21 protein-coding genes and 4 pseudogenes are annotated in these 25,764 nt (G+C 51.6%); 8 read left to right on the top strand and 17 right to left on the bottom strand.

The window, feature by feature from the left end; translation table 11 throughout:
* Positions 1-408: 408 nt before the first annotated feature.
* The gene (gene purL / locus O3W44_RS17055) at positions 409-4,299 is read right to left on the bottom strand and encodes a phosphoribosylformylglycinamidine synthase (RefSeq protein ID WP_269293976.1); all 3,891 of its coding nucleotides are present in this window, start codon (positions 4,297-4,299) and stop codon (positions 409-411) included.
* Between the two features lie 268 nt (positions 4,300-4,567).
* On the opposite strand from purL, the gene mltF reads away from it, so the two are divergent.
* The gene (gene mltF, locus O3W44_RS17050) at positions 4,568-6,025 is read left to right on the top strand and encodes a membrane-bound lytic murein transglycosylase MltF (RefSeq protein WP_269293975.1); all 1,458 of its coding nucleotides are present in this window, start codon (positions 4,568-4,570) and stop codon (positions 6,023-6,025) included.
* Here mltF and tadA read toward each other — a convergent pair.
* A complete protein-coding gene (gene tadA / locus O3W44_RS17045; RefSeq protein WP_269293974.1) occupies positions 6,022-6,516 on the bottom strand; it encodes a tRNA adenosine(34) deaminase TadA in 495 nt (164 codons plus the stop codon). The two genes, mltF and tadA, sit on opposite strands and share 4 nt — an antisense overlap.
* A gap of 74 nt (positions 6,517-6,590) precedes the next feature.
* Positions 6,591-7,229, bottom strand: coding sequence for a phosphatidylglycerophosphatase C (gene yfhb / locus O3W44_RS17040; RefSeq protein ID WP_269293973.1), 639 nt, complete (start codon positions 7,227-7,229; stop codon positions 6,591-6,593).
* Between the two features lie 156 nt (positions 7,230-7,385).
* Here yfhb and O3W44_RS17035 point away from each other — a divergent pair.
* The 3 genes and pseudogenes from O3W44_RS17035 to O3W44_RS17025 all read left to right on the top strand — a co-directional run bounded on the left by O3W44_RS17035 (position 7,386) and on the right by O3W44_RS17025 (position 8,931).
* Positions 7,386-8,223: pseudogene (locus tag O3W44_RS17035) on the top strand (MurR/RpiR family transcriptional regulator).
* A 65-nt stretch (positions 8,224-8,288) separates the two neighbouring features.
* Positions 8,289-8,660: a hypothetical protein gene (locus O3W44_RS17030; protein WP_269293972.1), complete on the top strand. Its 372-nt coding sequence runs from the start codon at positions 8,289-8,291 to the stop codon at positions 8,658-8,660.
* Positions 8,661-8,682: 22 nt separating this feature from the next.
* Positions 8,683-8,931 (top strand): YfhL family 4Fe-4S dicluster ferredoxin, encoded by a 249-nt coding sequence (locus tag O3W44_RS17025; protein WP_269293971.1) that lies wholly within the window; start codon positions 8,683-8,685, stop codon positions 8,929-8,931.
* Here the strand turns inward: O3W44_RS17025 and acpS are convergent.
* From acpS to rpoE, 11 genes and pseudogenes are all read right to left on the bottom strand, one after another.
* Complete coding sequence (acpS, locus tag O3W44_RS17020; RefSeq protein ID WP_269293970.1) at positions 8,928-9,308, bottom strand: holo-ACP synthase; 381 nt, start codon at positions 9,306-9,308, stop codon at positions 8,928-8,930. The two genes, O3W44_RS17025 and acpS, sit on opposite strands and share 4 nt — an antisense overlap.
* Complete coding sequence (pdxJ, locus tag O3W44_RS17015; RefSeq protein ID WP_269293969.1) at positions 9,308-10,039, bottom strand: pyridoxine 5'-phosphate synthase; 732 nt, start codon at positions 10,037-10,039, stop codon at positions 9,308-9,310. Before pdxJ ends, acpS begins: the two co-directional genes overlap by 1 nt.
* A gap of 66 nt (positions 10,040-10,105) precedes the next feature.
* A complete protein-coding gene (gene recO, locus O3W44_RS17010) occupies positions 10,106-10,834 on the bottom strand; it encodes a DNA repair protein RecO (protein ID WP_269293968.1) in 729 nt (242 codons plus the stop codon).
* A 4-nt stretch (positions 10,835-10,838) separates the two neighbouring features.
* The gene (gene era, locus O3W44_RS17005) at positions 10,839-11,744 is read right to left on the bottom strand and encodes a GTPase Era (protein WP_269293967.1); all 906 of its coding nucleotides are present in this window, start codon (positions 11,742-11,744) and stop codon (positions 10,839-10,841) included.
* Positions 11,741-12,420 (bottom strand): annotated as a pseudogene (gene rnc, locus O3W44_RS17000) (ribonuclease III). The gene era and the pseudogene rnc overlap by 4 nt, the downstream one beginning before the upstream one ends.
* Positions 12,421-12,551: 131 nt before the next feature.
* Positions 12,552-13,526: a signal peptidase I gene (lepB, locus tag O3W44_RS16995; protein ID WP_269293966.1), complete on the bottom strand. Its 975-nt coding sequence runs from the start codon at positions 13,524-13,526 to the stop codon at positions 12,552-12,554.
* Positions 13,527-13,535: 9 nt separating this feature from the next.
* Positions 13,536-15,337, bottom strand: a pseudogene (gene lepA / locus O3W44_RS16990) (translation elongation factor 4).
* A gap of 219 nt (positions 15,338-15,556) precedes the next feature.
* Positions 15,557-16,021, bottom strand: a complete 465-nt coding sequence (gene rseC, locus O3W44_RS16985; RefSeq protein ID WP_269293965.1) for a SoxR-reducing system protein RseC — start codon at positions 16,019-16,021, stop codon at positions 15,557-15,559.
* A complete protein-coding gene (gene rseB / locus O3W44_RS16980; protein WP_269293964.1) occupies positions 16,018-16,974 on the bottom strand; it encodes a sigma-E factor regulatory protein RseB in 957 nt (318 codons plus the stop codon). Before rseB ends, rseC begins: the two co-directional genes overlap by 4 nt.
* Positions 16,974-17,627 carry an anti-sigma-E factor RseA gene (gene rseA, locus O3W44_RS16975; RefSeq protein ID WP_269294473.1) on the bottom strand — a complete coding sequence of 218 codons (654 nt, stop codon included), beginning with the start codon at positions 17,625-17,627 and terminating at the stop codon, positions 16,974-16,976. Before rseA ends, rseB begins: the two co-directional genes overlap by 1 nt.
* 28 nt (positions 17,628-17,655) lie before the next feature.
* Positions 17,656-18,234, bottom strand: a complete 579-nt coding sequence (gene rpoE / locus O3W44_RS16970) for an RNA polymerase sigma factor RpoE (protein WP_269293963.1) — start codon at positions 18,232-18,234, stop codon at positions 17,656-17,658.
* 412 nt (positions 18,235-18,646) lie between these two features.
* Here rpoE and nadB point away from each other — a divergent pair, with 412 nt between their 5' ends.
* Positions 18,647-20,272, top strand: coding sequence for an L-aspartate oxidase (gene nadB, locus O3W44_RS16965; protein WP_269294472.1), 1,626 nt, complete (start codon positions 18,647-18,649; stop codon positions 20,270-20,272).
* On the opposite strand, the gene trmN is transcribed toward nadB, so the two are convergent.
* Entirely contained in the window at positions 20,257-21,006 is a 750-nt protein-coding gene (gene trmN / locus O3W44_RS16960) for a tRNA(1)(Val) (adenine(37)-N(6))-methyltransferase TrmN (protein ID WP_269293962.1), read from the bottom strand. The two genes, nadB and trmN, sit on opposite strands and share 16 nt — an antisense overlap.
* 164 nt (positions 21,007-21,170) lie before the next feature.
* Here trmN and srmB point away from each other — a divergent pair, with 164 nt between their 5' ends.
* A complete protein-coding gene (srmB, locus tag O3W44_RS16955) occupies positions 21,171-22,514 on the top strand; it encodes an ATP-dependent RNA helicase SrmB (protein ID WP_269293961.1) in 1,344 nt (447 codons plus the stop codon).
* Between the two features lie 209 nt (positions 22,515-22,723).
* Here srmB and grcA read toward each other — a convergent pair whose 3' ends face one another.
* Positions 22,724-23,104: an autonomous glycyl radical cofactor GrcA gene (gene grcA, locus O3W44_RS16950; protein ID WP_269294471.1), complete on the bottom strand. Its 381-nt coding sequence runs from the start codon at positions 23,102-23,104 to the stop codon at positions 22,724-22,726.
* Between the two features lie 261 nt (positions 23,105-23,365).
* Between grcA and ung the strand changes: the two are divergent.
* A pseudogene (gene ung, locus O3W44_RS16945) lies at positions 23,366-24,045 on the top strand (uracil-DNA glycosylase).
* A gap of 58 nt (positions 24,046-24,103) precedes the next feature.
* On the opposite strand, the gene grpE reads toward ung, so the two are convergent.
* Complete coding sequence (gene grpE / locus O3W44_RS16940; protein ID WP_269293960.1) at positions 24,104-24,685, bottom strand: nucleotide exchange factor GrpE; 582 nt, start codon at positions 24,683-24,685, stop codon at positions 24,104-24,106.
* A 122-nt stretch (positions 24,686-24,807) separates the two neighbouring features.
* On the opposite strand from grpE, the gene nadK reads away from it, so the two are divergent.
* The gene (gene nadK / locus O3W44_RS16935; RefSeq protein ID WP_269293959.1) at positions 24,808-25,686 is read left to right on the top strand and encodes an NAD(+) kinase; all 879 of its coding nucleotides are present in this window, start codon (positions 24,808-24,810) and stop codon (positions 25,684-25,686) included.
* Positions 25,687-25,764: the final 78 nt, after the last annotated feature.

The raw sequence follows: 25,764 nt of genomic DNA, 5'->3' as shown, positions 1-25,764 counted from the left end.
GTCCGATGCTTGATAACGTTGCAGCGCAAGCGATTATCGGTGAGGTGGACGGCAGGCTCCGTTTGGTGCGTCATTCGATTTTTATGAGCCTCAGGCTGCTGAGCGCAGGACAATCATAAACAGGTGAATGAGCAACATTAAGATATTAGCAATTTCCATGCCAACTTCTTAAATACCTTAATTATCAGAAGATTGCCAGGCGATAGCAGCGGAAAACCCGCTATTTTTACCGAGCGGGCCGATAAACTGTCGTCAAAAAGCAACAATTAAACGCAGCGCGGAACAATTCATTATAAATCAAATAAATAAATGTCTCCTTTAAGCGACACTCCAGTCACGCTGCTGTCGCCTTTTACCAACACTCATAAAAAAGGAGGCATTTCTGCCTCCTTTATCAACGGGCTGATTTTAACCCAGTTGCTTACGTGCGTTGCGGAAGATACGCATCCATGGGCTGTCTTCGCCCCACTCTGCCGGATGCCATGAGTTGCTCACCGTACGGAACACGCGCTCCGGGTGCGGCATCATGATGGTGACACGTCCGCTTTCGCTGGTCACCGCAGTAATGCCGTTTGGCGAGCCGTTCGGGTTAGCAGGATAGGTTTCTGTCACTTTGCCAAAGTTATCAACGTAGCGCAGCGCCACCAGGCCTTTTGACTCCAGCGCAGCGAGGTGCGCATTGTCACGCACTTCTACAAAGCCTTCGCCGTGCGATACCGCGATTGGCATCTGTGAACCCACCATGCCTTCTAACAGCAGCGATGGGCTGGCAGCGACCTCAACCAGACTAAAGCGCGCCTCGAAACGCTCTGACTGGTTACGCACAAAGCGCGGCCACAATTCGCTTCCCGGGATCAGCTCGCGCAGATTAGACATCATCTGGCAGCCGTTACAGACGCCCAACGCCAGCGTTTGCGGACGGTGGAAGAAGTTTTCGAACTCATCACGCACGCGGGCATTGAACAGAATCGATTTTGCCCAACCTTCGCCCGCGCCCAGCACGTCACCGTAGGAGAAGCCACCGCAGGCAACCAACGCCTGGAACTCATCCAGACCACGACGACCCGCCAGCAGATCGCTCATGTGAACGTCTACGGCCGTAAAGCCGGCGCGATGGAAAGCGGCCGCCATTTCAACGTGCGAGTTAACGCCCTGCTCACGTAATACGGCTACACGTGGACGCGCGCCGGTGGCGATCATTGGTGCGGCAATATCCTCTTCTGGCTTGAAGGTCAGTTTGACGTTCAGCCCCGGATCGCTATCGTTTTTCTTGGCTTCATGTTCCTGATCGGCACAGGCAGGGTTGTCACGCAGACGCTGCATCTGCCAGGTGGTTTCCGCCCACCAGGTACGCAATGTCGTGCGGCTTTCGCTGTAGAGCGCGCTGTCGCCAGAGCGGATCACAAAGCGATCGCCCTGCTGCGCACTGCCCAGTACATGGCTGCATGTCGCCAGGCCATGATCGGCCAGGATTTTTTCAACCGCAGCACGATCCGCTGCATTAATTTGGATCACCGCGCCCAGCTCTTCAGTAAACAAGGCGGCCAGCGCATCGTTACCCAGTGCAGCGATATCAACCTCAACGCCACAGTGACCGGCAAAGGCCATCTCGGCCAGCGTCACTAACAGGCCGCCATCGGAGCGGTCATGGTAAGCCAGCAGTTTCTGCTCAGCCACCAGCGCCTGGATAGCATTGAAGAAACCAGCTAGCTGCTGTGCATTGCGCACGTCGGCAGGCTTGTCACCTAACTGACGATAGACCTGTGACAGCGCCGTAGCACCCAGCGTATTCGCACCATTGCCCAGATCGATCAGCAACAGCAAATTGTCCTGTTCGGCTTGCAGTTGCGGCGTGACGGTACGACGGACATCTTCAACGCGGGCAAACGCCGTGATCACCAGCGACAGTGGCGAGGTCATTTCGCGCTGCTCGCTGCCTTCCTGCCAGCGGGTTTTCATCGACATGGAGTCTTTGCCCACGGGAATGGTGATGCCCAGTGCCGGACACAGCTCTTCACCGACCGCTTTCACCGCCTCATACAAGCCCGCATCTTCACCGGGGTGTCCCGCTGCGGACATCCAGTTTGCTGACAGTTTTACGCGTTTCAGCGAACCGATTTGAGTAGCAGCCAGGTTAGTTAACGCCTCACCCACCGCCAGGCGGCCTGATGCGGCGAAGTCCAGCAGCGCAACCGGCGCACGTTCGCCCAGCGCAAAGGCTTCACCGTGATAGCTGTCGAGGCTGGCTGTGGTTACCGCACAGTTCGCCACCGGAATCTGCCAGGGTCCGACCATCTGATCGCGCGCCACCATGCCGGTTACGGTGCGATCGCCAATGGTGACAAGGAAGGTTTTCTCTGCCACGGTTGGCAAGTGCAGTACGCGGTTCACCGCATCAGTCAGCGTAATGCCATCACGCTGTAAAGCTGTGCCCTGCGCCTGTTGCTTAACCACGTCACGCGTCATTTTCGGTGTTTTACCCAGCAACACGTCCAGTGGCATGTCGATAGGATTGTTGCCGAAATGGCTGTCAGACAGACTCAGATGTTGCTCTTCTGTCGCCTCACCAATCACCGCATAAGGTGCGCGCTCACGCTGGCAGATCGCATCAAATTCAGCCAGTTTTTCGGGTGCGACAGCCATCACGTAACGCTCCTGCGATTCGTTACACCACACTTCCAGCGGACTCATGCCTGGCTCGTCACTGAGAATATCGCGCAGATTGAAACGACCACCGCGACCGCCATCGCTGACCAGTTCCGGCATCGCGTTCGACAAACCACCTGCGCCCACATCGTGGATAAACAGAATGGGGTTGTCATCGCCCAGCTGCCAGCAGCGATCGATCACTTCCTGGCAACGACGTTCCATTTCAGGGTTATCACGCTGCACAGAAGCGAAGTCGAGGTCGGCATCAGACTGACCAGACGCCATTGAAGACGCCGCGCCGCCGCCGAGACCGATGTTCATTGCCGGGCCGCCCAGCACAATCAGCTTAGCGCCCACGGTAATTTCGCCTTTCTGCACGTGATCGGCACGAATGTTACCGATGCCGCCCGCCAGCATAATCGGTTTATGATAGCCGCGCAGTTCAGTGCCGTTGTGGCTATTCACCTGCTCTTCATAAGTACGGAAGTAGCCGTTCAGCGCCGGACGCCCAAATTCATTGTTAAACGCCGCGCCACCCAGTGGGCCTTCGGTCATGATGTCGAGCGCGCTGACGATGCGTGCTGGCTTGCCGAAATCTTCTTCCCACGGCTGTTCAAAGCCCGGGATGCGCAAGTTAGATACGGAGAAACCAACCAGACCGGCTTTAGGCTTCGAACCCCGACCGGTTGCGCCTTCATCACGAATTTCGCCACCTGAACCGGTTGCGGCGCCTGGCCACGGAGAGATAGCGGTTGGATGGTTATGGGTTTCGACTTTCATCAGGATGTGTGCGGCTTCCTGATGATAGGTATATTCACCTTTATCCGCATCGGCAAAGAAACGGCCTACTTCAGAACCTTCCATGACAGCGGCGTTATCTTTATACGCGGACAGCACGTAATCTGGCGTCTGTTCGAAGGTGTTTTTGATCATCTTAAACAGCGATTTAGGCTGTTTCTCACCGTCGATAATCCAGTCTGCGTTGAAGATCTTATGGCGGCAATGTTCTGAGTTCGCCTGCGCGAACATATAGAGTTCGATGTCGTTTGGGTTGCGCCCCAGTTTGGTAAAGGCGTCGAGCAGATAGTCGATTTCATCCTCTGCTAACGCCAGGCCCAGACTGATATTTGCCTGAACCAGTGCCTGGCGCCCTTCTCCCAGCACGTCAACGCTTTTGACTGGCTGTGGCTCATGATGGGCAAAAAGCTGTTCGGCTTGCGCCAAATCACTGTAAACCGTTTCCATCATGCGATCATGCAGCAGCACTGACAGGCTTTGCCACTGAGCTTCGGTCAGTTGCGGTGCCTGGACATAGAACGCCATACCGCGTTCGAGGCGGCGTACCTGAGGCAGGTCGCAGTTATGCGCAATATCCGTCGCTTTTGATGACCAGGGTGAGATAGTGCCAGGGCGTGGTGTGACTAACAGCAAACGCCCTTGAGGCGCGTGTTCAGCGAGAGAAGGACCGTATTTAAGCAGGCGCTGCAGGCGGGCTTTTTCATCGGCACTGAGCGGCGCGCTGACATCGGCAAAATGGACGTACTCAGCGTAAATATCACTCACCGGCAGATGAGCGTCCTGAAAGCGGGTCAGCAGTTTGTTTACACGAAAAGCCGACAGGGCGGGCGAACCACGCAGAATTTCCATCATTAAGATCTCTCGTCTTCGAAGCGCCGGGCGACGCTTCTTTGGGCGCAACAGGGAAAACGGGCCGTATTATAGAGAAACAGCCGTTCTGACGAAACCGTTTGCGCATAATTTATTGCCCAAGGGATTTGCCTGAAAATTGCGCAAGTCCCGCTTTATAAGTTGCTCTGTTTCGCTTTGTTGCGCAAAATGCCGAACGCTCTGGGAGTTCAATAAAGATAAATACTGCCTTTAAAAGACAGAGGCCTGAGAGCCATCGAGAGATAACTATTTGAAACGCCTAAAATTTAATTACCTGTTTATCGGCCTTGTTGCCGTGCTGTTAGCATTGGCATTATGGCCTGCCATACCCTGGTATGGCGGCGGACAAGACACGATTTCACAGATTAAATCACGGGGAGTGCTGCGTATCAGTACCATTAATTCCCCGTTGACTTACTACACCATCAATAAATCACCGGCGGGTATGGATTACGAGCTGGCAAAACGCTTCGCCCGGTATTTAGGTGTGAAACTGGAAGTCACTGTACGTCCTAATCTCAGTGACCTGTTTGATGACCTTGATGAAGGTAAAGCGGATTTGCTGGCGGCGGGCCTGATCTACAACAGCGAACGTCTGGCGCGTTATCAGACCGGGCCTGGCTACTACAATGTGTCGCAACAGCTGGTGTACCGCATCGACAAGCCGCGCCCTAAAAATCTCGGCGATTTAAAGGGGCGGCTCACGGTTGCTTCCGGCTCGGCTTATTTATCCACCATGAAAAATGCCAAATCGAGCCAGTATCCCGATCTTGACTGGGCCATTTCAACCGATCTCGGTCCAAAGGCGCTGCTGGAAGCGGTAGCTGATGGCAAACTGGATTACACCGTAGGCGATTCGGTCACGATTGCCTTATTGCAGCGTATTCACCCTCAGCTTGCCGTGGCTTTTGATGTTACTGATGAAGAACCGGTGACCTGGTATCTCCCGCGCAGTGAAGATGACAGTCTCAACGCCGCCATGCTCGACTTCTTTAATGGTATGGGTGAAGAAGGTGCCATGGCGCGCCTGGAAGAGAAGTACCTTGGCCACGTAGGTACGTTTGACTATGTCGACACCCGTACCTTTTTACGTGCGATCGACAATACTCTGCCCGATATCAAGCCGCTGTTTGAAAAGTATGCCACCAGTATCGACTGGCGTTTACTGGCGGCTATCTCTTATCAGGAATCGCACTGGAATCCACAAGCGACCTCGCCTACTGGCGTGCGTGGCATGATGATGTTAACGCGCAATACGGCAGGCAGCCTGAATGTAGATGATCGTACCGATCCTGAACAGAGTATTCGCGGTGGCAGTGAATATTTAAAGCGTATGATGGATAAAGTGCCGCATGCCATTCCGGAAGATGAGCGCATCTGGTTTGCTTTAGCGGCGTATAACATGGGATATGCGCACATGCTCGACGTCCGTAAATTGACGGCAAAGCAAGGCGGTAATCCTGACAGCTGGGCAGATGTAAAGCTGCGTCTGCCCATGCTGAGTCAAAAACGTTATTACACCCAAACCACTTACGGTTATGCACGCGGCCATGAAGCCTATACCTACGTCGAGAACATCCGCAAATATCAGATCAGTCTGGAAGGATATTTGCAGGAGCAAGAAAGACGTATTGCCCAGCAAGCGGCGCTCGAAGCGGAGCTGGGCAAAGGGTATCCGGCGGTTGAGCCAAAAATTGCAATGAATTAACCTTCACGCTGCTCGCGACGCAGGGCTTTTTTCTGTTCACGTCGCATGCGAAAAAAATCACTGAGCATGCCCGCGCACTCTTCCGCTAACACACCGCTGATCATCTCAATGTGATGATTCATACCCGGATGCCCGATGACGTCAAGCAATGAGCCTGCCGCGCCGGTTTTCTCATCATGCGCGCCATAAATAAGACGTGTAATACGACTATGTACCATCGCGCCGGCGCACATCACACAGGGCTCAAGCGTGACGTATAAGGTGGTATCCAGCAGACGATAGTTCTCCAGCACTTTTCCGCCCTGACGCAGCGCCATGATTTCAGCATGCGCAGTGGGATCGTGCTGACCAATCGGACGATTCCAGCCTTCGCCAATCACCCGATCGCCCTGCACCAAAACCGCACCAACCGGCACTTCTCCCTGCTCCCAGGCTAAACGTGCCAGTTTCAGGGCATGACGCATCCAGTATTCATCTTGTTGTGAGTTCACCCAGGCTGACTCCTGACAGCAGAAAAGCGGCGCATTATAGCGATGTCGCTGCAAGAATCGAAGGGCGCAAACCGTTATTCTAACTGCTGTAACTCACCGCTGGGTGTCACACGCCAGCGATGCTGACAAAAAAACAGCAGCGGGTTGTCCTGCTTACTGTCGCTGTAGCCGCTGTATAACTGTAGCGGTGTACCGATTTTTTCTTCCAGCTGCGCCACTTTTTCATGACCAAGACAGCGCATGGCAAGCACCCGCCCGCCTAAGCCACGCTGCATTTGACTGGCGATCAACTTTACCCGCGGCAAAAAAGCGGAATCAAAATAGACCTGCTCCACCAGCGATTGAGGTGATCCGGTGATCAGCCAGACATCGGCATCATCGCTGCTGAGATAATCGGTTAAACGCTGTTGTACTACCGGAAAGGCGGTGACCCGCAGGCGGAACCACTCTGCAAACTCCGCTTCCAGACGCAGCAGCGTCCGCTCAGAGTGTCCGAACGTGATCGACCACAGCAGCAGGCTCATCGGCCAACGCGCAGCCCGACCTTTGAACAGCAGCCCTATACCGACTACCGGCAGCAGCGGTGCCACTAACAGCACATTAAGCGGCCTGCGTCGCAGCAAATAACGCATAAAGGTGCCGAACATATCCTGTTGATGCAGCGTGCCATCCAGGTCAAAAAACACCACACGACGTTGTGTACCTTTCGTCAAACATCACTCCTTTTCACCTGTTTTTGCGTTACTGCTCTCTATTGTAGCTATCATCGTGTAACGCGGCGATGGCTGTCATTTTTAATTCCGATGGCTACAATCGCCCATGAATAGTTTATTCTTTTTACGACAGTTCCTAAATGATGAGGATCGGACATGAGCTCTTTGTTGCGTATTCGCCAGCTTTATCCACGCCTGGCGTTAAATGAACGCCGACTGGCGGATTTTTGCTTTCGCAACCGGATCGCGCGCGTCATCTTAGCTCACAAAAACTGGCGGAAGAATCGGGCGTCAGTCAATCCAGCGTCGTAAAATTTGCCCAAAAATTAGGCTACAAAGGCTTTCCTGCGCTAAAGCTTGCATTAAGTGAATCGCTGGCAGACAAAGACGCGATTACGGTACACAACCACATTTTAAGTGATGATTCGCTGAAAACCGTGGGGAAAAATTACTGACCGAAAAACTTTCGGCTATTCGCGCCACGCTGGATATCAACAGCGAAGAGAAACTTAATGAGGTATTGCTGCTGTTGAAAAATGCACGACGCACCTTGCTGGTAGGCATTGGCGCATCCGGGTTAGTGGCTAAAGACTTTTCCTGGAAGCTCATGAAAATTGGCATTAATGCCGTGGCTGAGCAGGATATGCATGCGCTACTGGCGAGTGTACAGGCCATGGGGCCAGGCGATGTGTTACTGGCTATCTCCTATACCGGAGAGCGGCGCGAAATTAACCTGGCGGCGCAGGAAGCAGCAAGCGTTGGCGCATATGTTTTAGCCTTTACCGGATTTACGCCGAATACCTTGCAGCAGTGCGCAACGCATTGTCTTTACACCGTAGCGGAAGAACTCAGCACGCGCAGCGCGGCTATTTCCTCAACCACTGCACAGCTTGCCCTGACAGATCTGCTGTTTATGGCACTGGTGCAAAACGATCCGGAACGCGCATCCAGCCATATTCGCCACAGCGAGGCGCTGGTTAAAAAGCTGGTCTGACGATATAATCCTCGCACAAAATTTTGCCTTACCAGATGTAATTAATTAAAATTAGCGAGAAACAGGTGAATAAATTTGTCGTGCTGCTTTCTCTTCTGGCGCTGAGCGGTTGCGCTGAGACGGTCCGGGAAACGTCCAATACCACAACAGCCCAGGCCCCATGGCAGATCGCGGTACAAAGTTTTGGGCCTGGATTTCAACGTGAAATGAGTGGGCTTAATATCAATCAGCAGCTTTTCGGCGAGTCGGAAGCCGCTGATTATGCGCAGGTTTCCGTAGAGCAATTTAATCTGATGGATGATTCAGTTATTGCGCAGAAAACTGACTTCAGGCTGCGTAAACGCAATAACCAGTGGATCATAATCAGTCAGATTAACAGTGTTAAATGTCGGGAAGGCCGTGGGCATCAGGATTTTTCCGCCTCGCCTTGCAGATAGCCTTAACGGAAAGCGGGAATTTATGGCGCTATTAATTACGAAACGCTGTATCAACTGTGATATGTGTGAACCCGAATGCCCTAACCAGGCGATTTCGCTCGGCGCTGCCATCTATGAAATTGATGTGAGCCGCTGTACGGAATGCGTGGGGCATTATGACGTGCCAACCTGCCAGAGCGTTTGCCCTATCGATAACACAATTATTATCGACCCACAGCACATCGAATCACGCGATGCGCTGTGGGAAAAGTTTGTTGAACTGCACGGCTAACTTTCGATGATGACCGTTGCGCAGGCGTAATGGCGTTCATCTGCCAGCGTAACGTGTACCATTTTGACGCCCAGCCGCTGTGCAACCTCAGCCGCATGCTGGAAAAAGCGCAGCCCCGGCTTGCCGAGTTCATCGTTATAGACTTCAAACTGATTGAAAGCCAGACCGCCGCGAATGCCGGTGCCAAAGGCTTTTGCAGCCGCCTCTTTAACAGCAAAGCGTTTAGCCAAAAAGCGGACCGGCTGCTGGTGAGCCTGATATTGTTGCCACTCGGCATCGCTTAATACGCGACGTGCCAGACGATTGCCCGAACGTTCAATCACGCCAGCAATACGCTCAATTTCGACAATGTCGGTGCCCAGCCCAAGAATAGCCATTAGCGGCGCGCTTCTCGCATCAGTTGCTTCATCTCTTTTACCGCGTCGGATAAACCGCTCATCACGGCACGACCAATAATTGCGTGACCAATATTTAATTCATGCATTTCCGGCAGCGCAGCAATAGGCAACACGTTGTGGTAAGTCAGACCGTGGCCCGCATTGACTTTCAGCCCCAGGCTGGCGGCAAAAGTCGCGGCTTGACGTATCCGCTCCAGTTCTGCCTCGCGCGCTAATCCTTCGGGCGCTTCAGCATATGCGCCGGTGTGAATTTCAATGTACGGTGCGCCGCTGGTAACAGCGGCTTCGATTTGGCGATGATCGGCATCAATGAACAGTGAAACCAGAATGCCCGCTTCACTCAACTGCCTGACCGCTGCGTTGAGCTTCTCCTGCTGTCCCGCCACATCAAGTCCACCTTCGGTGGTCACTTCCTGACGTTTTTCCGGCACCAGGCAGCAAAATTGAGGTTTGATCTCACAGGCAATCGCGATCATCTCGTCGGTGACTGCCATTTCTAAATTCATTCGGGTCTGGATAGTGTCGCGCAGGATACGCACATCGCGATCGGTGATATGGCGTCGATCTTCGCGCAGGTGCACGGTAATGCCATCAGCCCCCGCCTGCTCGGCAATAAATGCAGCCTGCACCGGATCGGGATAGTGGGTGCCACGCGCGTTACGTACCGTGGCGATGTGATCAATATTGACCCCTAACAGCAACTCTGCCATGACAATCCTCTGTTTTCTCGAAAAATAGATGTCGCGCGCAGCAAGAAACACGCGGTGCTGCCAACGCTATTCGCTCGCCGCGTCGGGCTTTTTTTTAGGTACAAACTGGCGAAAAAGCTCCTGGCTTTTTAACGGTTTGCCGCCCAGATAAGGTTTCAGCGCCATGCGGGTGAACCGTTTAGCGGCACGCAAACTGTCAGCATCGGGAAAACTGCGCTCGCATAAAGCACGCAGCTGGCGGCCCGTAAAGCTGCGCTGGTTCACCACTAAGCTGGCGATGAACCCCTTCTCTTCGCGATAACTGTAGGTCATCGTGTCGTCAACCGATTCGCCACTACCCGCACAGTGAAGAAAATCCACGCCATAACCGAGATGCCCCAACAGCGCCAGCTCAAAGCGGCGCAGTGCCGGTTCTGGCGAACCGCTGCCTGCGGCTAATTCCTGAAGACAGTTAAGATAATCGAAGAAGAGTTCAGAGAAAGGAATTTCTTGTTCCAGCACGCGTGACAGCAGTTCGTTGACGTACAGGCCACAATAAAGGGTGATACCACTTAGGGGTAAAGCCAGCGAAACGGCTTCAGCAGTGCGGAGAGTTTTGACCTCACCACGTCCGCTCCAGCGCACCAGCAGCGGCGTAAACGGCTGGAGTGCACCTTTAAGCTGTGATCGCCGTGAACGTGCACCTTTAGCCAGTACACGCACACGGCCCTGGCTCTCGCTAAACAGATCGAGCAGCAGGCTGGTCTCGCTGAAAGGACGACTATGCAGCACAAAGGCGCGTTGCCAACCTTCCATAGAATCAGAGATCGTCTACATAACCCAGGCTGCGCAGCGCACGTTCGTCGTCAGCCCAACCGGATTTAACCTTCACCCACAGTTCGAGATGTACTTTTGCTTCAAACATCTCTTCCATGTCTTTACGCGCTTCAATACCGATAGTTTTGATTTTGGCACCTTTGTTGCCAATCACCATCTTCTTCTGTCCATCGCGCTCAACCAGGATCAGGCCATTAATGTCATAGCCACCGCGCTCGTTTGAAACAAAGCGTTCGATTTCAACCGTAACCGAATAAGGCAGTTCCGCACCGAGAAAACGCATCAGTTTTTCGCGAATGATCTCTGAAGCCATAAAACGTTGCGAGCGATCGGTGATGTAATCTTCCGGGAAATGATGTTCCGCTTGTTTCAGATGCTTACGGGTAATGGCGGCAATGGTATCGACGTTTTTGCCGCTTTCCGCTGAAATCGGCACGATATCAAGGAAGTTCATCTGCTGGCTCAGAAACTGCAGATGCGGCAACAGAATGCTTTTATCCTGAATATTGTCCACTTTGTTGATTGCCAGCACCACCGGCACTTTGCCGTCGCGCAGTTTGTTCAACACCATTTCGTCATCAGGGGTCCAGCGCGTGCCTTCCACGACAAAAATCACCAACTCAACGTCGCCGATAGAGCTGCTGGCGGCACGGTTCATCAGGCGATTAATGGCGCGCTTCTCTTCCATATGCAGGCCCGGCGTATCGACATAGATTGCCTGATAATCGCCTTCCGTATGGATGCCCATGATGCGATGGCGCGTGGTTTGCGGCTTACGCGAGGTGATCGACACTTTCTGTCCCAGCAACTGGTTCAGTAAAGTAGATTTACCGACGTTTGGTCGGCCGACAATCGCGACAAAGCCGCAATAGGTAACGTGTTCGCTCATTCGAGTCCTAACTTAATCAGCGCCTGTTCGGCGGCTGCTTGTTCTGCCTTACGGCGGCTGGAGCCCACGCCCACCACCGGTTCAGCCATGCCACTCACCTGACAGTGAATGGTGAATTCTTGATCGTGGGCTTCGCCACGTACCTGCACCACTAAATAACTCGGCAGTGGCAGATGACGTCCTTGCAGATACTCTTGCAGGCGCGTTTTGGGATCTTTTGCTTGTCGCCCGGACTGATTTCGTCCAGGCGCGTCTGATACCAGTCAAGGATCAGCTTTTCCACCATTTGGATATTACTGTCGAGGAAGATGCCCCCAATCAGTGCTTCTACCGTATCCGCAAGGATGGATTCACGACGAAAACCGCCGCTTTTTAATTCACCCGGCCCTAAGCGCAAACACTCTCCCAGGTCAAACTCACGCGCCATCTCAGCCAGCGTGTTTCCGCGCACTAACGTTGCGCGCATGCGGCTCATGTCGCCTTCATCCACGCGCGGGAAGCGGTGATAAAGTGCATTTGCAATCACATAGCTAAGAATAGAATCGCCGAGAAATTCAAGACGCTCGTTATGTTTACTGCTGGCGCTACGATGGGTAAGTGCCTGCTGTAATAATTCCGGATGAGTAAAAGTGTAGCCCAGTTTGCGCTGAAGCTTGTTAATCAAGATGGGGTTCATGCGATTCCAGTTCTTTTTTGCGTCTGTAACTCTGCACACCAAACAGGGCTGAGGTTCCAGCACATTCTGTTTGGTGTGCAGTGGCCTCCCGCAGGAGGCCACCCGTTTGCCTTAGATTCAGGCAACTACTTTCAGTGAATACCGCCAATTCGATTCAGACGAACGCCGGTCGGCCACTGTCCTTCCTGTTTTTCAAAACTCATCCAGATAGCGACCGCTTTACCCACCAGGTTACGCTCCGGGACAAATCCCCAGTAACGGCTGTCGGCGCTGTTGTCACGGTTATCGCCCATCATGAAATATTGTCCCTGCGGCACGACCCAACTTGCCTGGGGCTGTCCCGGCTGTTGGTAATACATGCCTGCCTGGCTTTGCGCTTCATTCACCAGCAGGATGTTATGGGTCACATCACCGAGGGTTTCTTTACGCGTTCCCAGGCGTAATCCACCACGCATAGTTTCGCCTTGCGGCACGTCAAAGAATCCATTACCGGTTTCGTTGCCATTAAAACCGCTAAAGGTTTGAATAAATTTGCTTGGCTCTACGTCGGTATAGGTAATCGGCAGCGCGGTATTACAGGTTTTACCCTGGCTGCAACCTGGATTCACTGTCAGCGTTTTGCTGTAAGGATCGTAGGTTACTTTATCGCCCGGCAAGCCGATGACACGTTTAATATAATCAAGGCTTGGATCTTTCGGGTATTTAAATACCGCGATATCACCACGTTTTGGCTGTCCGGTAGGGATTAATGTTGTTTGTGTGATGGGATCTTTGATGCCATACGCAAACTTTTCAACCAGAATAAAATCCCCAATCAGCAGCGTCGGCATCATTGATCCAGACGGAATCTGAAAAGGTTCGTAAATAAACGAACGCACAATAAACACCACGGCCAGCACGGGAAAAACAGAGGCTGTGGTCTCAATCCAGCCCGGCTGGGACGATACTTTTGCCAGGGTTTTAGCGTCGAGCGTGTTTCCCGCTTGTGCCTGAGCAGCAGCTTGTTGGGCACGACGAGCAGGCGCCCATTTAAAACGATCGATACACCAAATAACGCCTGTTACCAGCGTCGCGATGAACAAAATCAAAGCGAACATATTAGCCATTATAAATCCTTATTTGCTGTCCTTTCCGACATGCAGAATGGCAAGGAACGCTTCCTGCGGCAGCTCAACGTTACCAACCTGCTTCATTCGCTTCTTACCTTCTTTCTGCTTCTGCAACAGTTTTTTCTTACGACTAACGTCGCCGCCGTAGCACTTGGCGAGTACGTTTTTACGTAGCTGTTTCACTGTTGAGCGCGCAATAATGTGGTTGCCGATAGCCGCCTGAATCGCAATATCGAACTGCTGACGAGGGATAAGATCTTTCATCTTCTCGACCAGCTCACGACCACGATAAGGTGCATTTTCACGGTGGGTAATCAGCGCCAGCGCATCAACACGTTCAGAGTTAATCAAAACGTCGACGCGCACCATGTCAGAGGCTTGAAAACGTTTAAAGTTATAATCTAAAGAAGCGTAACCGCGCGACGTTGATTTCAGGCGGTCAAAGAAATCCAGTACCACTTCGGCCATTGGAATTTCATAGGTCAGTGCGACCTGATTGCCGTGATAAACCATGTTGGTTTGCACGCCACGTTTTTCAATACACAGCGTGATCACGTTGCCCAAATATTCCTGTGGCAACAGCATGTGGCACTCAGCGATCGGCTCGCGTAACTCTTCGATATTGTTCAGCGGCGGAAGTTTCGATGGGCTGTCAACGTAGATGACTTCTCCGCCCGTGGTTTCTACTTCGTATACTACCGTCGGTGCCGTGGTGATCAGATCCAGATCATATTCACGCTCAAGACGTTCCTGAATGATCTCCATATGCAGCAGACCAAGGAAGCCACAGCGGAAGCCGAAGCCTAGCGCGGTAGAGCTCTCTGGCTCATAGAACAGAGAAGCATCGTTCAGGCTGAGTTTGCCGAGCGCATCACGGAAGGCTTCATAATCATCAGAGCTGATTGGGAACAAACCGGCGTAAACCTGCGGCTTCACTTTTTTAAAGCCTGGTAAGGCTTTGTCTGCCGGGTTACGGGCGCCGGTTAAGGTATCGCCCACTGGCGCACCGAGGATATCTTTAATTGCACAAACCAGCCAGCCAACTTCACCGCAGTTCAGTTCGGTACGGTCTATCTGTTTCGGTGTAAAAATACCCAGGCGATCGGCGTTGTAAATCTGACCGGTACTCATCACTTTGATCTTGTCGCCTTTGCGCATCGTGCCGTTTTTGACACGCACCAGCGACACTACGCCAAGGTAGTTATCGAACCATGAATCGATAATCAACGCCTGAAGCGGGCCATCTGGATCGCCTTCCGGCGCGGGAATATCACGCACCAGACGCTCAAGAACATCAGGCACGCCCACGCCTGTTTTCGCTGAACAACGCACGGCATCAGCAGCATCAATACCGACGATGTCTTCGATCTCTTGCGCTGCGCGATCGGGATCGGCTGCAGGCAGGTCAATTTTGTGTTCAGGACCGGCACTACTTCCAGATCCATCTCAATTGCTGTGTAGCAGTTGGCCAGGGTTTGCGCTTCTACGCCCTGCCCTGCGTCTACCACCAGCAATGCCCCTTCACAGGCCGCCAATGAGCGGGAAACTTCATAAGAGAAGTCAACGTGTCCTGGAGTATCGATGAAATTGAGCTGGTAAGTTTCGCCGTCTAACGCTTTGTAATCGAGCGTTACGCTTTGCGCTTTAATGGTAATGCCGCGCTCACGCTCCAGATCCATAGAATCGAGTACTTGCGCAGCCATCTCACGATCCGTCAGGCCACCACAAATTTGAATCAAGCGGTCAGAGAGCGTAGATTTGCCGTGGTCAATATGCGCGATGATAGAGAAATTTCGTATGTGCTTCATTTATATGAATATCTTCACGTAGAAAATCAGTTGAAAACCTGAGCACAGACACATTCAGGAAGATCGCTCTTTACCCACAATCCTGTCAGCCTCATTAATGACGACGCATATTACACTGTTAAGCCCGCGCATTAAAGAATGGAACGTGGTGGAATCACAACAGTTTATGGCGGGAAACAGATATTACAAAGGCCACAAGGTGTGCGGCCTGGACGAGGTTTACGCTTCGCTTTCAACGCGCAGCGCATCGGGTGGCAAAGCGACATTTAAAATCACGGGTTGAAAGGCTTCACGATCGCCAAATTTCATCGAAATACCCTTAGCGACAATGAATCCGCCTACACCGCCCAGCAAGGCGCCGCAAGCAGCCGCTAAATCGCTTTGAAACAGGGCCTGAAACAGACCGGCAACGCAAAACAGGCCAAACAGCGGCGTCATATACACCAGCAAAGCCGAGCCCAGCAGGCTGCTTTCTTTGATGCCTAATTCGATACGTTGTCCTGGCTGCAGCGGTTTACTGCTGGCAATCTGCATCACATGCGCATTTTTCGGCCCTAGCTTATTGAGCATGTGGCTGCCGCACCCTTTACGTGCTGAGCAACTGTTGCAAGAGGTTTTCGCTTCGGTATGCAAGGTCGCAATACCGTTTTGCCACTCCACCACGGTGGCCCACTCTCTCATCATTTTTGTGATCCTAAATCGATGCTGTCCGCAATACGTTTTGCTGTTGAAGGCGGCAACTCGCCAACAACCGTAATTTCGTTATTATTACGCAAAACGGTTTGTACGGTACGACGTCCAGTGCGCAACGTCTGCGTGGTGCTGCTTTTATCGGCAGGTGTAACGTTAATCGCAAAACTAAACAGGCCATCGCTATAAAGGCGCGACTCCATGCTTTTGTTCATTGCGGGCATATCACGTCGATTTTGCGACACCAGTGACATGCCTGCAGGCAACCAACCCGGCTGCCAGGCAAGCGTCACGTTGTCCCCTTTCGGCACCGACAGCGAAGGCGGTAAATTGGCCTTCTCCAGCCCCTGCATCAGGTTACGAACGCCTTCATCCACGGCAAAGCTGATAACCCTGAACTGTTCGAGTGTCTCACCATCACGATCCAGCAAATCGATGCGTAACGGCAGTTTGGTATCGACATCAAGCCATACAACATAGCTATAGCGCGTGCCATCACGTGAGACGATGCGCAACACGTCGCACATTTGATCGGCAATACGTGAGCGCCCTACCGTAATAAAATCGTAGAAGCCAGCAAGTTTAGAAAAGTCGGCAAAAATAACCGATGGCAAAGCATCAATGATGTGATTGCCTGGCAGTGAAAAGGGATCAAGTCCGGGTTCGAAGTAGCTGATATCATTGCCGCGCTGAATCACTTCACGGCGCGGTCCGTCCATTTGCAAGAGCTGCGCATAAACGCGGTTATCAATCACTGCGTGACGATAACGCAGCGACTCGATGCCAATGCGGGAAACGTTGATATAGGCAAATTCGTAGTTGAGGTTCTGGCTTGCCTGCTCCATCTGTTGCAACAACGCCCCAGACGCAGAGGTTTGCGCTGGGGCGGTAGATGACCAAAGCAGGCTGCCTGCCAGCAGGCTAACGGCACACCAAAGCTGCTTCATTACTGCTGCTGAATTCCTAAGGACTGATTTCCGGGAACAATGGCTTGTGCTTGTTTAGGCGCATCAGTTTCAAACTGAAGCTGATCGGCATGCAAGCGGCGTTGCAGTTCATAATCCTGCAGCATGGCATTCACACGACGACGTTGTTCCTGAACTTGCTGGTTAGCACTATTCGTATCGAAGGCATCAGACGGTACGCCCAGGCTCACCGGGGAGGCTTTGCCCATCATAGGCAGCGTGTTGAATACCGGCGACTCAGAAGATTCAGTGTTCGTGCCTGCAGGTTGGTTATAGTGTTGAACGCCAACAATCACTGCCAAAGAGACACAGGCAGCGACGCCGATTTGGGTTAACTGCGCAGCCCAGGGACGCGCTTTACGCCAGAACGGCATTTTTTCCCAACGAGAAGGTTCTGGCTGCGCTTCAGGGATCAACGACGTGACTTTACGCAGCGGTTCTTTTTCGATGGCAGCGGCTACACGCGCAGATATATCGAAATGCAGGACATCACCAACATCGCCGCGCATTGTGTCGCGGATCAGATGATAGCTTTCCCAGCTTTTCTGTAGATCTGCATCTTTTGACAACGTCGAAACAAGCTCGTTATCAAGCGTCTCACCGTCCATTAAAGCGGAAAGTTTTTCTTTCTGCATGCCTAAAATACCCTTCCAGTAGCCGTTATCACTGACGTTGGATAAGCGGTTGAACTTTATTATCAATAGCCTCTCGTGCGCGGAAGATACGTGATCGAACCGTACCCACCGGGCAATCCATGATGGCGGCAATTTCTTCGTAACTCAGCCCGTCCAGTTCCCTGAGGGTGATTGCCATACGCAAATCCTCAGGAAGCGTCTCAATGGTACGAAAGACGATTTGTTTCAATTCTTCAGACAACATTAAGTTCTCAGGGTTCGAAATTTCTTTTAATGCACCGGCACTTTCGAAATTTTCTGCGTCGATTGCATCCACATCACTCGACGGTGGACGACGCCCCTGCGCAACCAGGTAATTCTTGGCGGTATTGACCGCGATACGATACAACCAGGTATAAAATGCGCTATCGCCACGGAACGAATCCAGTGCCCGATAAGCTTTAATAAAAGACTCCTGAACTACGTCAGGCACATCGCCCGACGGAACATAGCGCGAAACCAGGCTCGCCACTTTATGCTGGTAACGAATGACCAGTAAATTGAAAGCCTTTTGATCTCCTTTCTGAACCCGTTCAACGAGAACCTGATCCGTTAACTGCTCGCTCATCCGAGGTAATGTCTCCCCAAATTCTTTTCTTATGCGTAAAGGAACTGCCAGCACATCTCATTGTTCTGAGCAAGCATGCGCTTAGAGTTATGATGTGGCGTAAAGTTCACTTATCGCCCTGATTTTTCCGCTCCGCTGAATCACATACAGCTTGTTCATTTTTGTTTAATGTCAGGAGCGTTGATCGCAGGCAGAGTAACCCATGCTAACGCCTTTTTCATCTTTAAATCCTTTCCGTTAATTATGTTTGGTATAAAAAACACAATTTAAACCATTCAATAAACAACTTATTGATAGTAGACAATATTTAATCCCCACTGAAATTTTTAGCTGAATTAATGTTCAAAATACTTCACAGGTTCGCGCTTAAGGCTTATGCTCGGGCCTATTCTTGTTTAGTAAATTAAACACCATGACCACACTTTCACGTCCGGATTACCAGTGCGATGTATTGATTATCGGTAGTGGCGCAGCGGGCCTGTCGCTGGCGTTACGTCTGGCCCAGCATTACAACGTTACGGTGCTGAGCAAAGCGCAAATTAATGAGGGTTCTACGCTCTATGCGCAAGGTGGCATTGCCGCCGTATTTGATGAAACCGACAGTATTGATTCACATATTGAAGACACCTTAATCGCGGGAGCGGGTTTATGCGATCGCGACGCGGTATCCTTTATTGCCAGCAATGCGCGTCACTGTGTGCAGTGGTTAATTGACCATGGTGTCGCCTTTGACAGGGATCCGCAGGCCGCCGGAGAGATGCGCTATCACCTGACACGAGAAGGTGGCCATAGCCATCGCCGCATTTTGCACAGTGCTGACGCCACTGGGCGTGAAGTTGAAACCACCCTGGTAAGCCAGGCGCTCAACCATCCCAACATTCGTATCCTGGAACGCACCAATGCAGTTGATTTGATTCTTTCAGATAAAATCGGCCTTTCCGGCCCGCGCCGCGTTGTGGGTGCGTGGATATGGAATCGCCATCGCGAGCGTGTTGAAACATGCAGTGCGCGCGCCGTAGTGCTGGCAACTGGCGGAGCGGCGAAGGTTTATCAATATACCACCAATCCTGATATTGCATCAGGTGATGGCATTGCCATGGCCTGGCGTGCAGGTTGCCGGGTGGCTAATCTGGAATTCAATCAGTTTCACCCTACCTGCCTGTTCCATCCTCAGGCACAGAACTTTTTGCTGACGGAAGCGTTGCGTGGCGAGGGCGCCCGGCTGGTTCGCCCGGATGGCACTCGCTTTATGCCTGATTTTGACGAGCGGGGCGAATTAGCACCACGCGATATCGTCGCGCGTGCAATTGATCATGAAATGAAGCGCCTCGGCGTTGATTGCATGTATCTCACTATCAGTCATCAGCCTGAAGCCTTTGTTCGCGCTCATTTTCCAATGATTTATGAAAAACTGCTTACCTTCGGATTTGATCTTACCCAGGATGCCATTCCGATTGTACCCGCTGCGCATTACACCTGTGGCGGCGTCATGGTTAATCAGCAAGGCCGAACCGATGTACAGGGACTGTATGCCATTGGCGAAGTCAGCTATACCGGTTTACACGGTGCAAATCGCATGGCATCAAATTCATTATTAGAGTGTTTGGTTTATGGCTGGTCAGCTGCTGAGGATGTGCTTCATACGCTTCCTGAAGTCGACGCGGTAAGCGAATTGCCTGCATGGGATGAGAGTCGTGTAGATGATGCTGACGAACACGTTGTTATTCAGCATAACTGGCATGAGCTGCGTCTGCTTATGTGGGATTATGTTGGCATCGTGCGTACCACCAAACGTCTGGAGCGCGCTCTGCGTCGCATTAATCTGCTTCAGCAAGAGATTGATGAATACTACGCTAATTTCCGTCTCTCTAATAACCTGCTGGAGCTGCGTAATTTAGTCCAGGTCGCCGAATTAATGGTGCGCTGTGCACTGGAACGTAAAGAGAGCCGCGGCCTGCATTACACCCGCGACTATCCCAATCTTTTGCCAGAGGCGTTACCTACCGTGCTGGTGCCACAGCGTCACATAAACAGATAGAAATCGCGTGTCAAACTGCGCCAGTCTTCGGAATAATGGGTATCTTCAGCACGAATAGCGAGGCGCTCCACTAGCGTTTCGCCTGTGCTGGGCGAAAATCCCAGTAAGACGCGATGTGGTGGACGATTAGCATACTCCGCCACGTCAAAGCGAAAACGTAAGTGCCAGCCATCCGCTAAGGCCAGGTCAATAAAATTCTGCCCTACCGTTTCTGGCAGCACGACGCAGAAAAATCCCTCTTCTTCAATCAACAGTGCCGCGCTGCGCAGTAGTGTCTGATGATCCAGCGTAGCGGTAGAACGTGCACTATCACGTGCCGGGCTGGAGCATGCCACGCCTGGCGTAAACCAGGGAGGATTACTCACAATCAAAGAATAATGCCTGTTGCTGTTTTCAGCCCAGGAGGCAATATCGTGTTGATGAACATGAATACGCGACGGCCACGGCGATTGCCGTACATTTTCTTTCGCCTGCTGTGCCGCTTGTGCATCCAGCTCAACGGCATCAATTGTGACAGATTCTGCCGTGCGCTGGGCCAGCATTAACGCCACCAGCCCGCTCCCGCTACCGATGTCTAAAATACGCTTTGCTCCCGCGACAGGCGCCCAGGCACCTAATAAGATGCCGTCGGTACCCACTTTCATCGCGCAACGATCGTGTGCAACAAAAAATTGTTTAAAGGTAAAACCGTTCTTTTTTAACTGTGGCCGCTCATGCGGTTTGTCCTGCATCATTCTCTGCTACCATTGATTTTTCCTGCCGTACGGCAGCGCATAAGTGTAACGTGGCAAGTCAGTGAATTCACCTGACAGACAATGCCCGGCACAGCGGAAGCGGATTAACAGATGAAGATTATGTCCGATCTGTCTATAATCAGCGCCCCAAACTGAGGTAGACCATGACCGTAACCACATTTTCCGAACTCGAACTCGACGAAAGCCTGCTTGAAGCATTGCAGGAAAAAGGCTTCACGCGCCCAACAGCGATTCAGGCTGCTGCTATTCCGCCCGCGCTGGAGGGCCGCGACGTTTTGGGTTCGGCACCTACCGGGACCGGGAAAACCGCCGCGTATCTGCTACCGGCGTTGCAGCATCTGCTCGACTTCCCACGTAAAAAATCAGGCCCGCCGCGTATTTTGATCGTAACGCCAACGCGTGAACTGGCGATGCAGGTTGCCGATCAGGCACGCGAGCTGGCAAAGCATACTCATCTCGATATCGCGACCATTACCGGTGGCGTGGCCTATATGAACCACGCAGAAGTGTTCAGTGAGAACCAGGATGTGGTTGTTGCCACAACGGGCCGCCTGCTGCAGTACATCAAAGAAGAGAACTTTGATTGCCACGCCGTAGAAACGCTGATCCTTGATGAAGCCGATCGCATGCTCGACATGGGTTTTGCACAAGATATCGAAACGATTGCAGCCGAAACGCGCTGGCGTAAGCAAACGTTGTTGTTCTCTGCCACCCTTGAAGGCGAGAATATCAAAGACTTCGCCGAGCGTTTGTTGAACGACCCGGTTGAACTTGAAGCCGATCCGAGCCGTCGCGAGCGTAAAAAAATTCAGCAATGGTACTATCGCGCTGATGATCTCGCTCATAAAACCAAATTACTGATCCATTTACTGGAACAGCCTGATGTGACGCGCTCAATTGTGTTTGTGCGTAAGCGTGAGCGCCTGCATGAACTGGTGAGCTGGCTGCATGATGCCGGCATCCGCAGCAGCTATCTTGAAGGCGAAATGGTGCAGATGAAGCGCAACGAAGCACTCAAGCGTCTGATGGATGGTCGCGTAAAAGTGTTGGTTGCCACTGACGTTGCGGCTCGCGGTATTGATATCGATGATGTCAGCCACGTTTTCAACTTTGATATGCCGCGCACGGCAGATATCTATTTGCACCGTATCGGTCGTACTGGCCGTGCCGGACGAAAGGGTATTGCTATTTCGTTAGTTGAAGCACACGACCATTTGCTGCTGGGCAAAATCAGCCGTTATGTCAACGAGCCGCTGAAGGCGCGTGTCGTTGATGAACTGCGGCCAACAACGCGCGCGCCAAGCGCGAAATCCACCGGTAAACCGTCGAAAAAAGTTCTTGCGAAGCGTGCAGAGAAAAAATCGGACGAAGTTGAAAAACCTCGCGTGAAAAAACGTCATCGTGATACCAAAAACATTGGTAAGCGCCGCAAGCCGAGCGGTACAACGCAAAAAGTGAAAGTGCGGAATAATTCAGCACACAGATAAAAAAATCGCCTCCTGTGAGGCGATTTTTTTGCGTTGATCATCATAAATAACGGGTTAAGCGTAATTTGGTGAAAATGGGGCTGTAAGTATGAAAAAATGATATAGCAGCGTGATGCCCGAACAGCTATCTCGCTAATTTTATAAATAATTTTATGGAAACCGCTTTGTGTTTTATTTCAGCAACGATGAACAACGCTTTGTATCTTCTTCTACAAACTTTCTGTAAAAGTTCGTGTGATCACATCACGCTGCTGCTCTGGCGTTAAGGCATTAAAACGGACGGCGTAACCAGAAACGCGAATTGTCAACTGGGGGTATTTTTCCGGATGTTTTACCGCATCTTCCAGCGTTTCGCGGCTCAGCACGTTAACATTCAGATGCTGTCCACCTTCAACGCGCACCTGTGGTTTTACTTCAACCGGCACTTCGCGGTAAGCAAATTCTCCTAATGCGCTAAGCGTAACAACCTGGTCCTCTTCATAGCCTTGTTTAGCACACAGACAGCGCGCCTCAGCTTTTTCATCGTCCAGCAGCCAGAAAGAGTTAAGCAGGTTTGGGTTATTACTTTGCGTAATTTGGATACCCGTAATCGTGGTAAGCCTCCAGGACTTTGCATCGGTATTTTCCAATGCGGTGAATAATCGATCGGAAGCGTTGGTATAACATTTGAACAGGGGCTGAGTTTTGACTTGCATCAATTCCACTCACCCCTTTCAGGGAGCTATTTTCTATCGCTTTGTTAAAGCAGAATTTTTATTATCAAATTTTGTTTTATATTTAAAATATTTTTCACGCTTCAGCTCGCCGCTTATAACAGCTAAGCTTACCGTATTACTTTTAAGGAGTTGAGTATGGCTGAGAAGCTGACCTGGCATGACGTGCTGGCCGAAGAGAAAAAGAAACCGTATTTCGTTGAGACTTTGAAGCTGGTTGCTGATGAACGAGCAGCAGGTGTAACAGTTTATCCACCACAGAAAGATGTTTTTAATGCCTTTCGTCTGACGGAACTGAGCGATATCAAGGTTGTCATTTTAGGACAGGATCCTTATCACGGCCCACATCAGGCGCATGGCCTGGCTTTTTCAGTGTTACCCGGCGTGCAGATCCCCCTTCTTTGCAAAATATGTATAAAGAGTTGCAGCAGGATATTCCTGGCTTTCAGAAACCGAATCACGGCTTTCTTGAAAGCTGGGCTAAGCAAGGTGTGATGTTACTGAATACCGTTCTGACGGTCGAAGCGGGCAAGGCGCATTCACATGCACGTTTCGGCTGGGAAACCTTTACCGACAATGTGATTGCGGCTATCAACGAACATCGTGAAGGTGTGATCTTTTTGCTTTGGGGTTCACACGCGCAAAAAAAGGGCAACATTATTGATCGTCAACGACACCATGTGTTACAGGCACCGCACCCTTCTCCACTTTCAGCACACCGCGGCTTTTTCGGCTGCCAGCACTTCTCTAAAACCAATGCAATACTGAGCGAAGCGGGTAAAACCCCTGTTGACTGGACTCCCGTATTACCTGAATAGCACAGCAAAAGCACACGACCGCGGCGAGCGCGGTCGTGAATATTCTTCAGGCGTTCACTCAGCCTTTCGCTTTGGCGACCGCAACCATTGCCGGACGCAGCAGGCGACCATTCAGGGTATAGCCACGCTGCATCACCAACATAACGTGATTTGGCTCGAAATCTTCAGACTCCATCATAGACATCGCCTGATGAATTTCTGGATTGAACGGCACGCCGGTTTCGCCTACCACTTCAACACCAAACTTACGCACAGCGCCTAACAGCGATTTCAGCGTCAACTCGATGCCTTCAATCATGGATGCCAGCTGCTCATCTTCTTTATTTGCAACTTCCAGAGCGCGTTCAAGGCTATCAATGACCGGCAGCAGTTCGTTGGCAAACTTCTCCAGCGCAAATTTATGCGCCTTTTCCACATCCATTTCTGCACGACGACGAATATTTTCAATCTCGGCCTGCGCACGCAGCTGCGCATCGCGCACGCCATTCTGAGATTGCGCTAATTCAGCTTCAAGTTGGGCGATACGCTCATCACGCGGATCCACCTCCACTGCTGTCTCCGCGTCCTGGGGTTGTTGTTGATCCTGCTGAATTTCGTCTGAGACTTGCTCGTTTGGGGTGTTCTGTTCTTTACTACTCATGAATTTCTCCGCGTTTTGCACATTCACTTCGCTGGTTGGCTTATTATGGGGATCGGTTTGACGGTTTCAAGGGAACCCATCACATTGCCTTGCCGTTTTGGCTTATGAGGAACACCCACGCTATGAACAAACACTTTAACTGCATTGGTATTGTGGGTCATCCACGTCATCCCACTGCGCTGACAACGCATGAGATGCTTTGGCGCTGGCTGACAGCCAAAGGTTATCAAGTGATCGTTGAGAAGCAAATTGCGCAGGAGTTGGCATTACACGAGGTGCAAACCGGGACGCTGGCGGAAATTGGTCAGCAGGCCGACCTTGCCGTGGTCGTCGGAGGTGATGGCAATATGCTGGGCGCTGCCCGCGTGCTGGCACGCTATGACATTAAAGTCATTGGTATCAACCGCGGTAATTTGGGTTTTTTAACTGACCTTGACCCGGATAATGCCCAGCAGCAGCTCGATGAAGTATTGCAGGGCAACTACTTTGTTGAAAGCCGCTTTTTGCTGGAGGCGCAGGTTTGCCGGGAAACCTGCTCACCGCGTATCGGCAGTGCGATCAACGAGGTGGTTCTTCACCCGGGAAAAGTGGCACACATGATTGAATTCGAAGTGTATATCGATGAGGTCTTTGCATTTTCTCAGCGATCGGATGGCTTGATTATTTCAACGCCAACCGGCTCAACCGCTTATTCACTCTCTGCCGGAGGCCCAATTTTAACGCCCTCACTGGATGCTATTGCGCTGGTTCCGATGTTTCCTCACACATTGTCGGCGCGCCCGCTCGTCATTAACAGCAGCAGTACCATTCGTTTACGTTTTTCATCGCGACGCAGCGATCTTGAAATCAGCTGTGACAGCCAGATTGCTTTGCCTATTCAGGAAGGCGAAGATGTGCTTATCCGGCGTAGCGAGAATCATCTCAATCTTATTCATCCTAAAAACTACAGTTATTTCAATACACTAAGCTCTAAATTAGGCTGGTCGAAAAAATTATTCTGAAAATCAGCGTACCCTCTTTACTGGTTATAAAACCAGTTTATACTGTATGGAAAACCATATCTGTTTTTCCATACAGGT

Origin of the sequence: Pantoea sp. LMR881 (assembly GCF_027157825.1) — a bacterium.
Classification (GTDB): domain Bacteria; phylum Pseudomonadota; class Gammaproteobacteria; order Enterobacterales; family Enterobacteriaceae; genus Pantoea; species Pantoea haifensis.
This window is presented reverse-complemented; position numbering and strand designations above follow the sequence as displayed.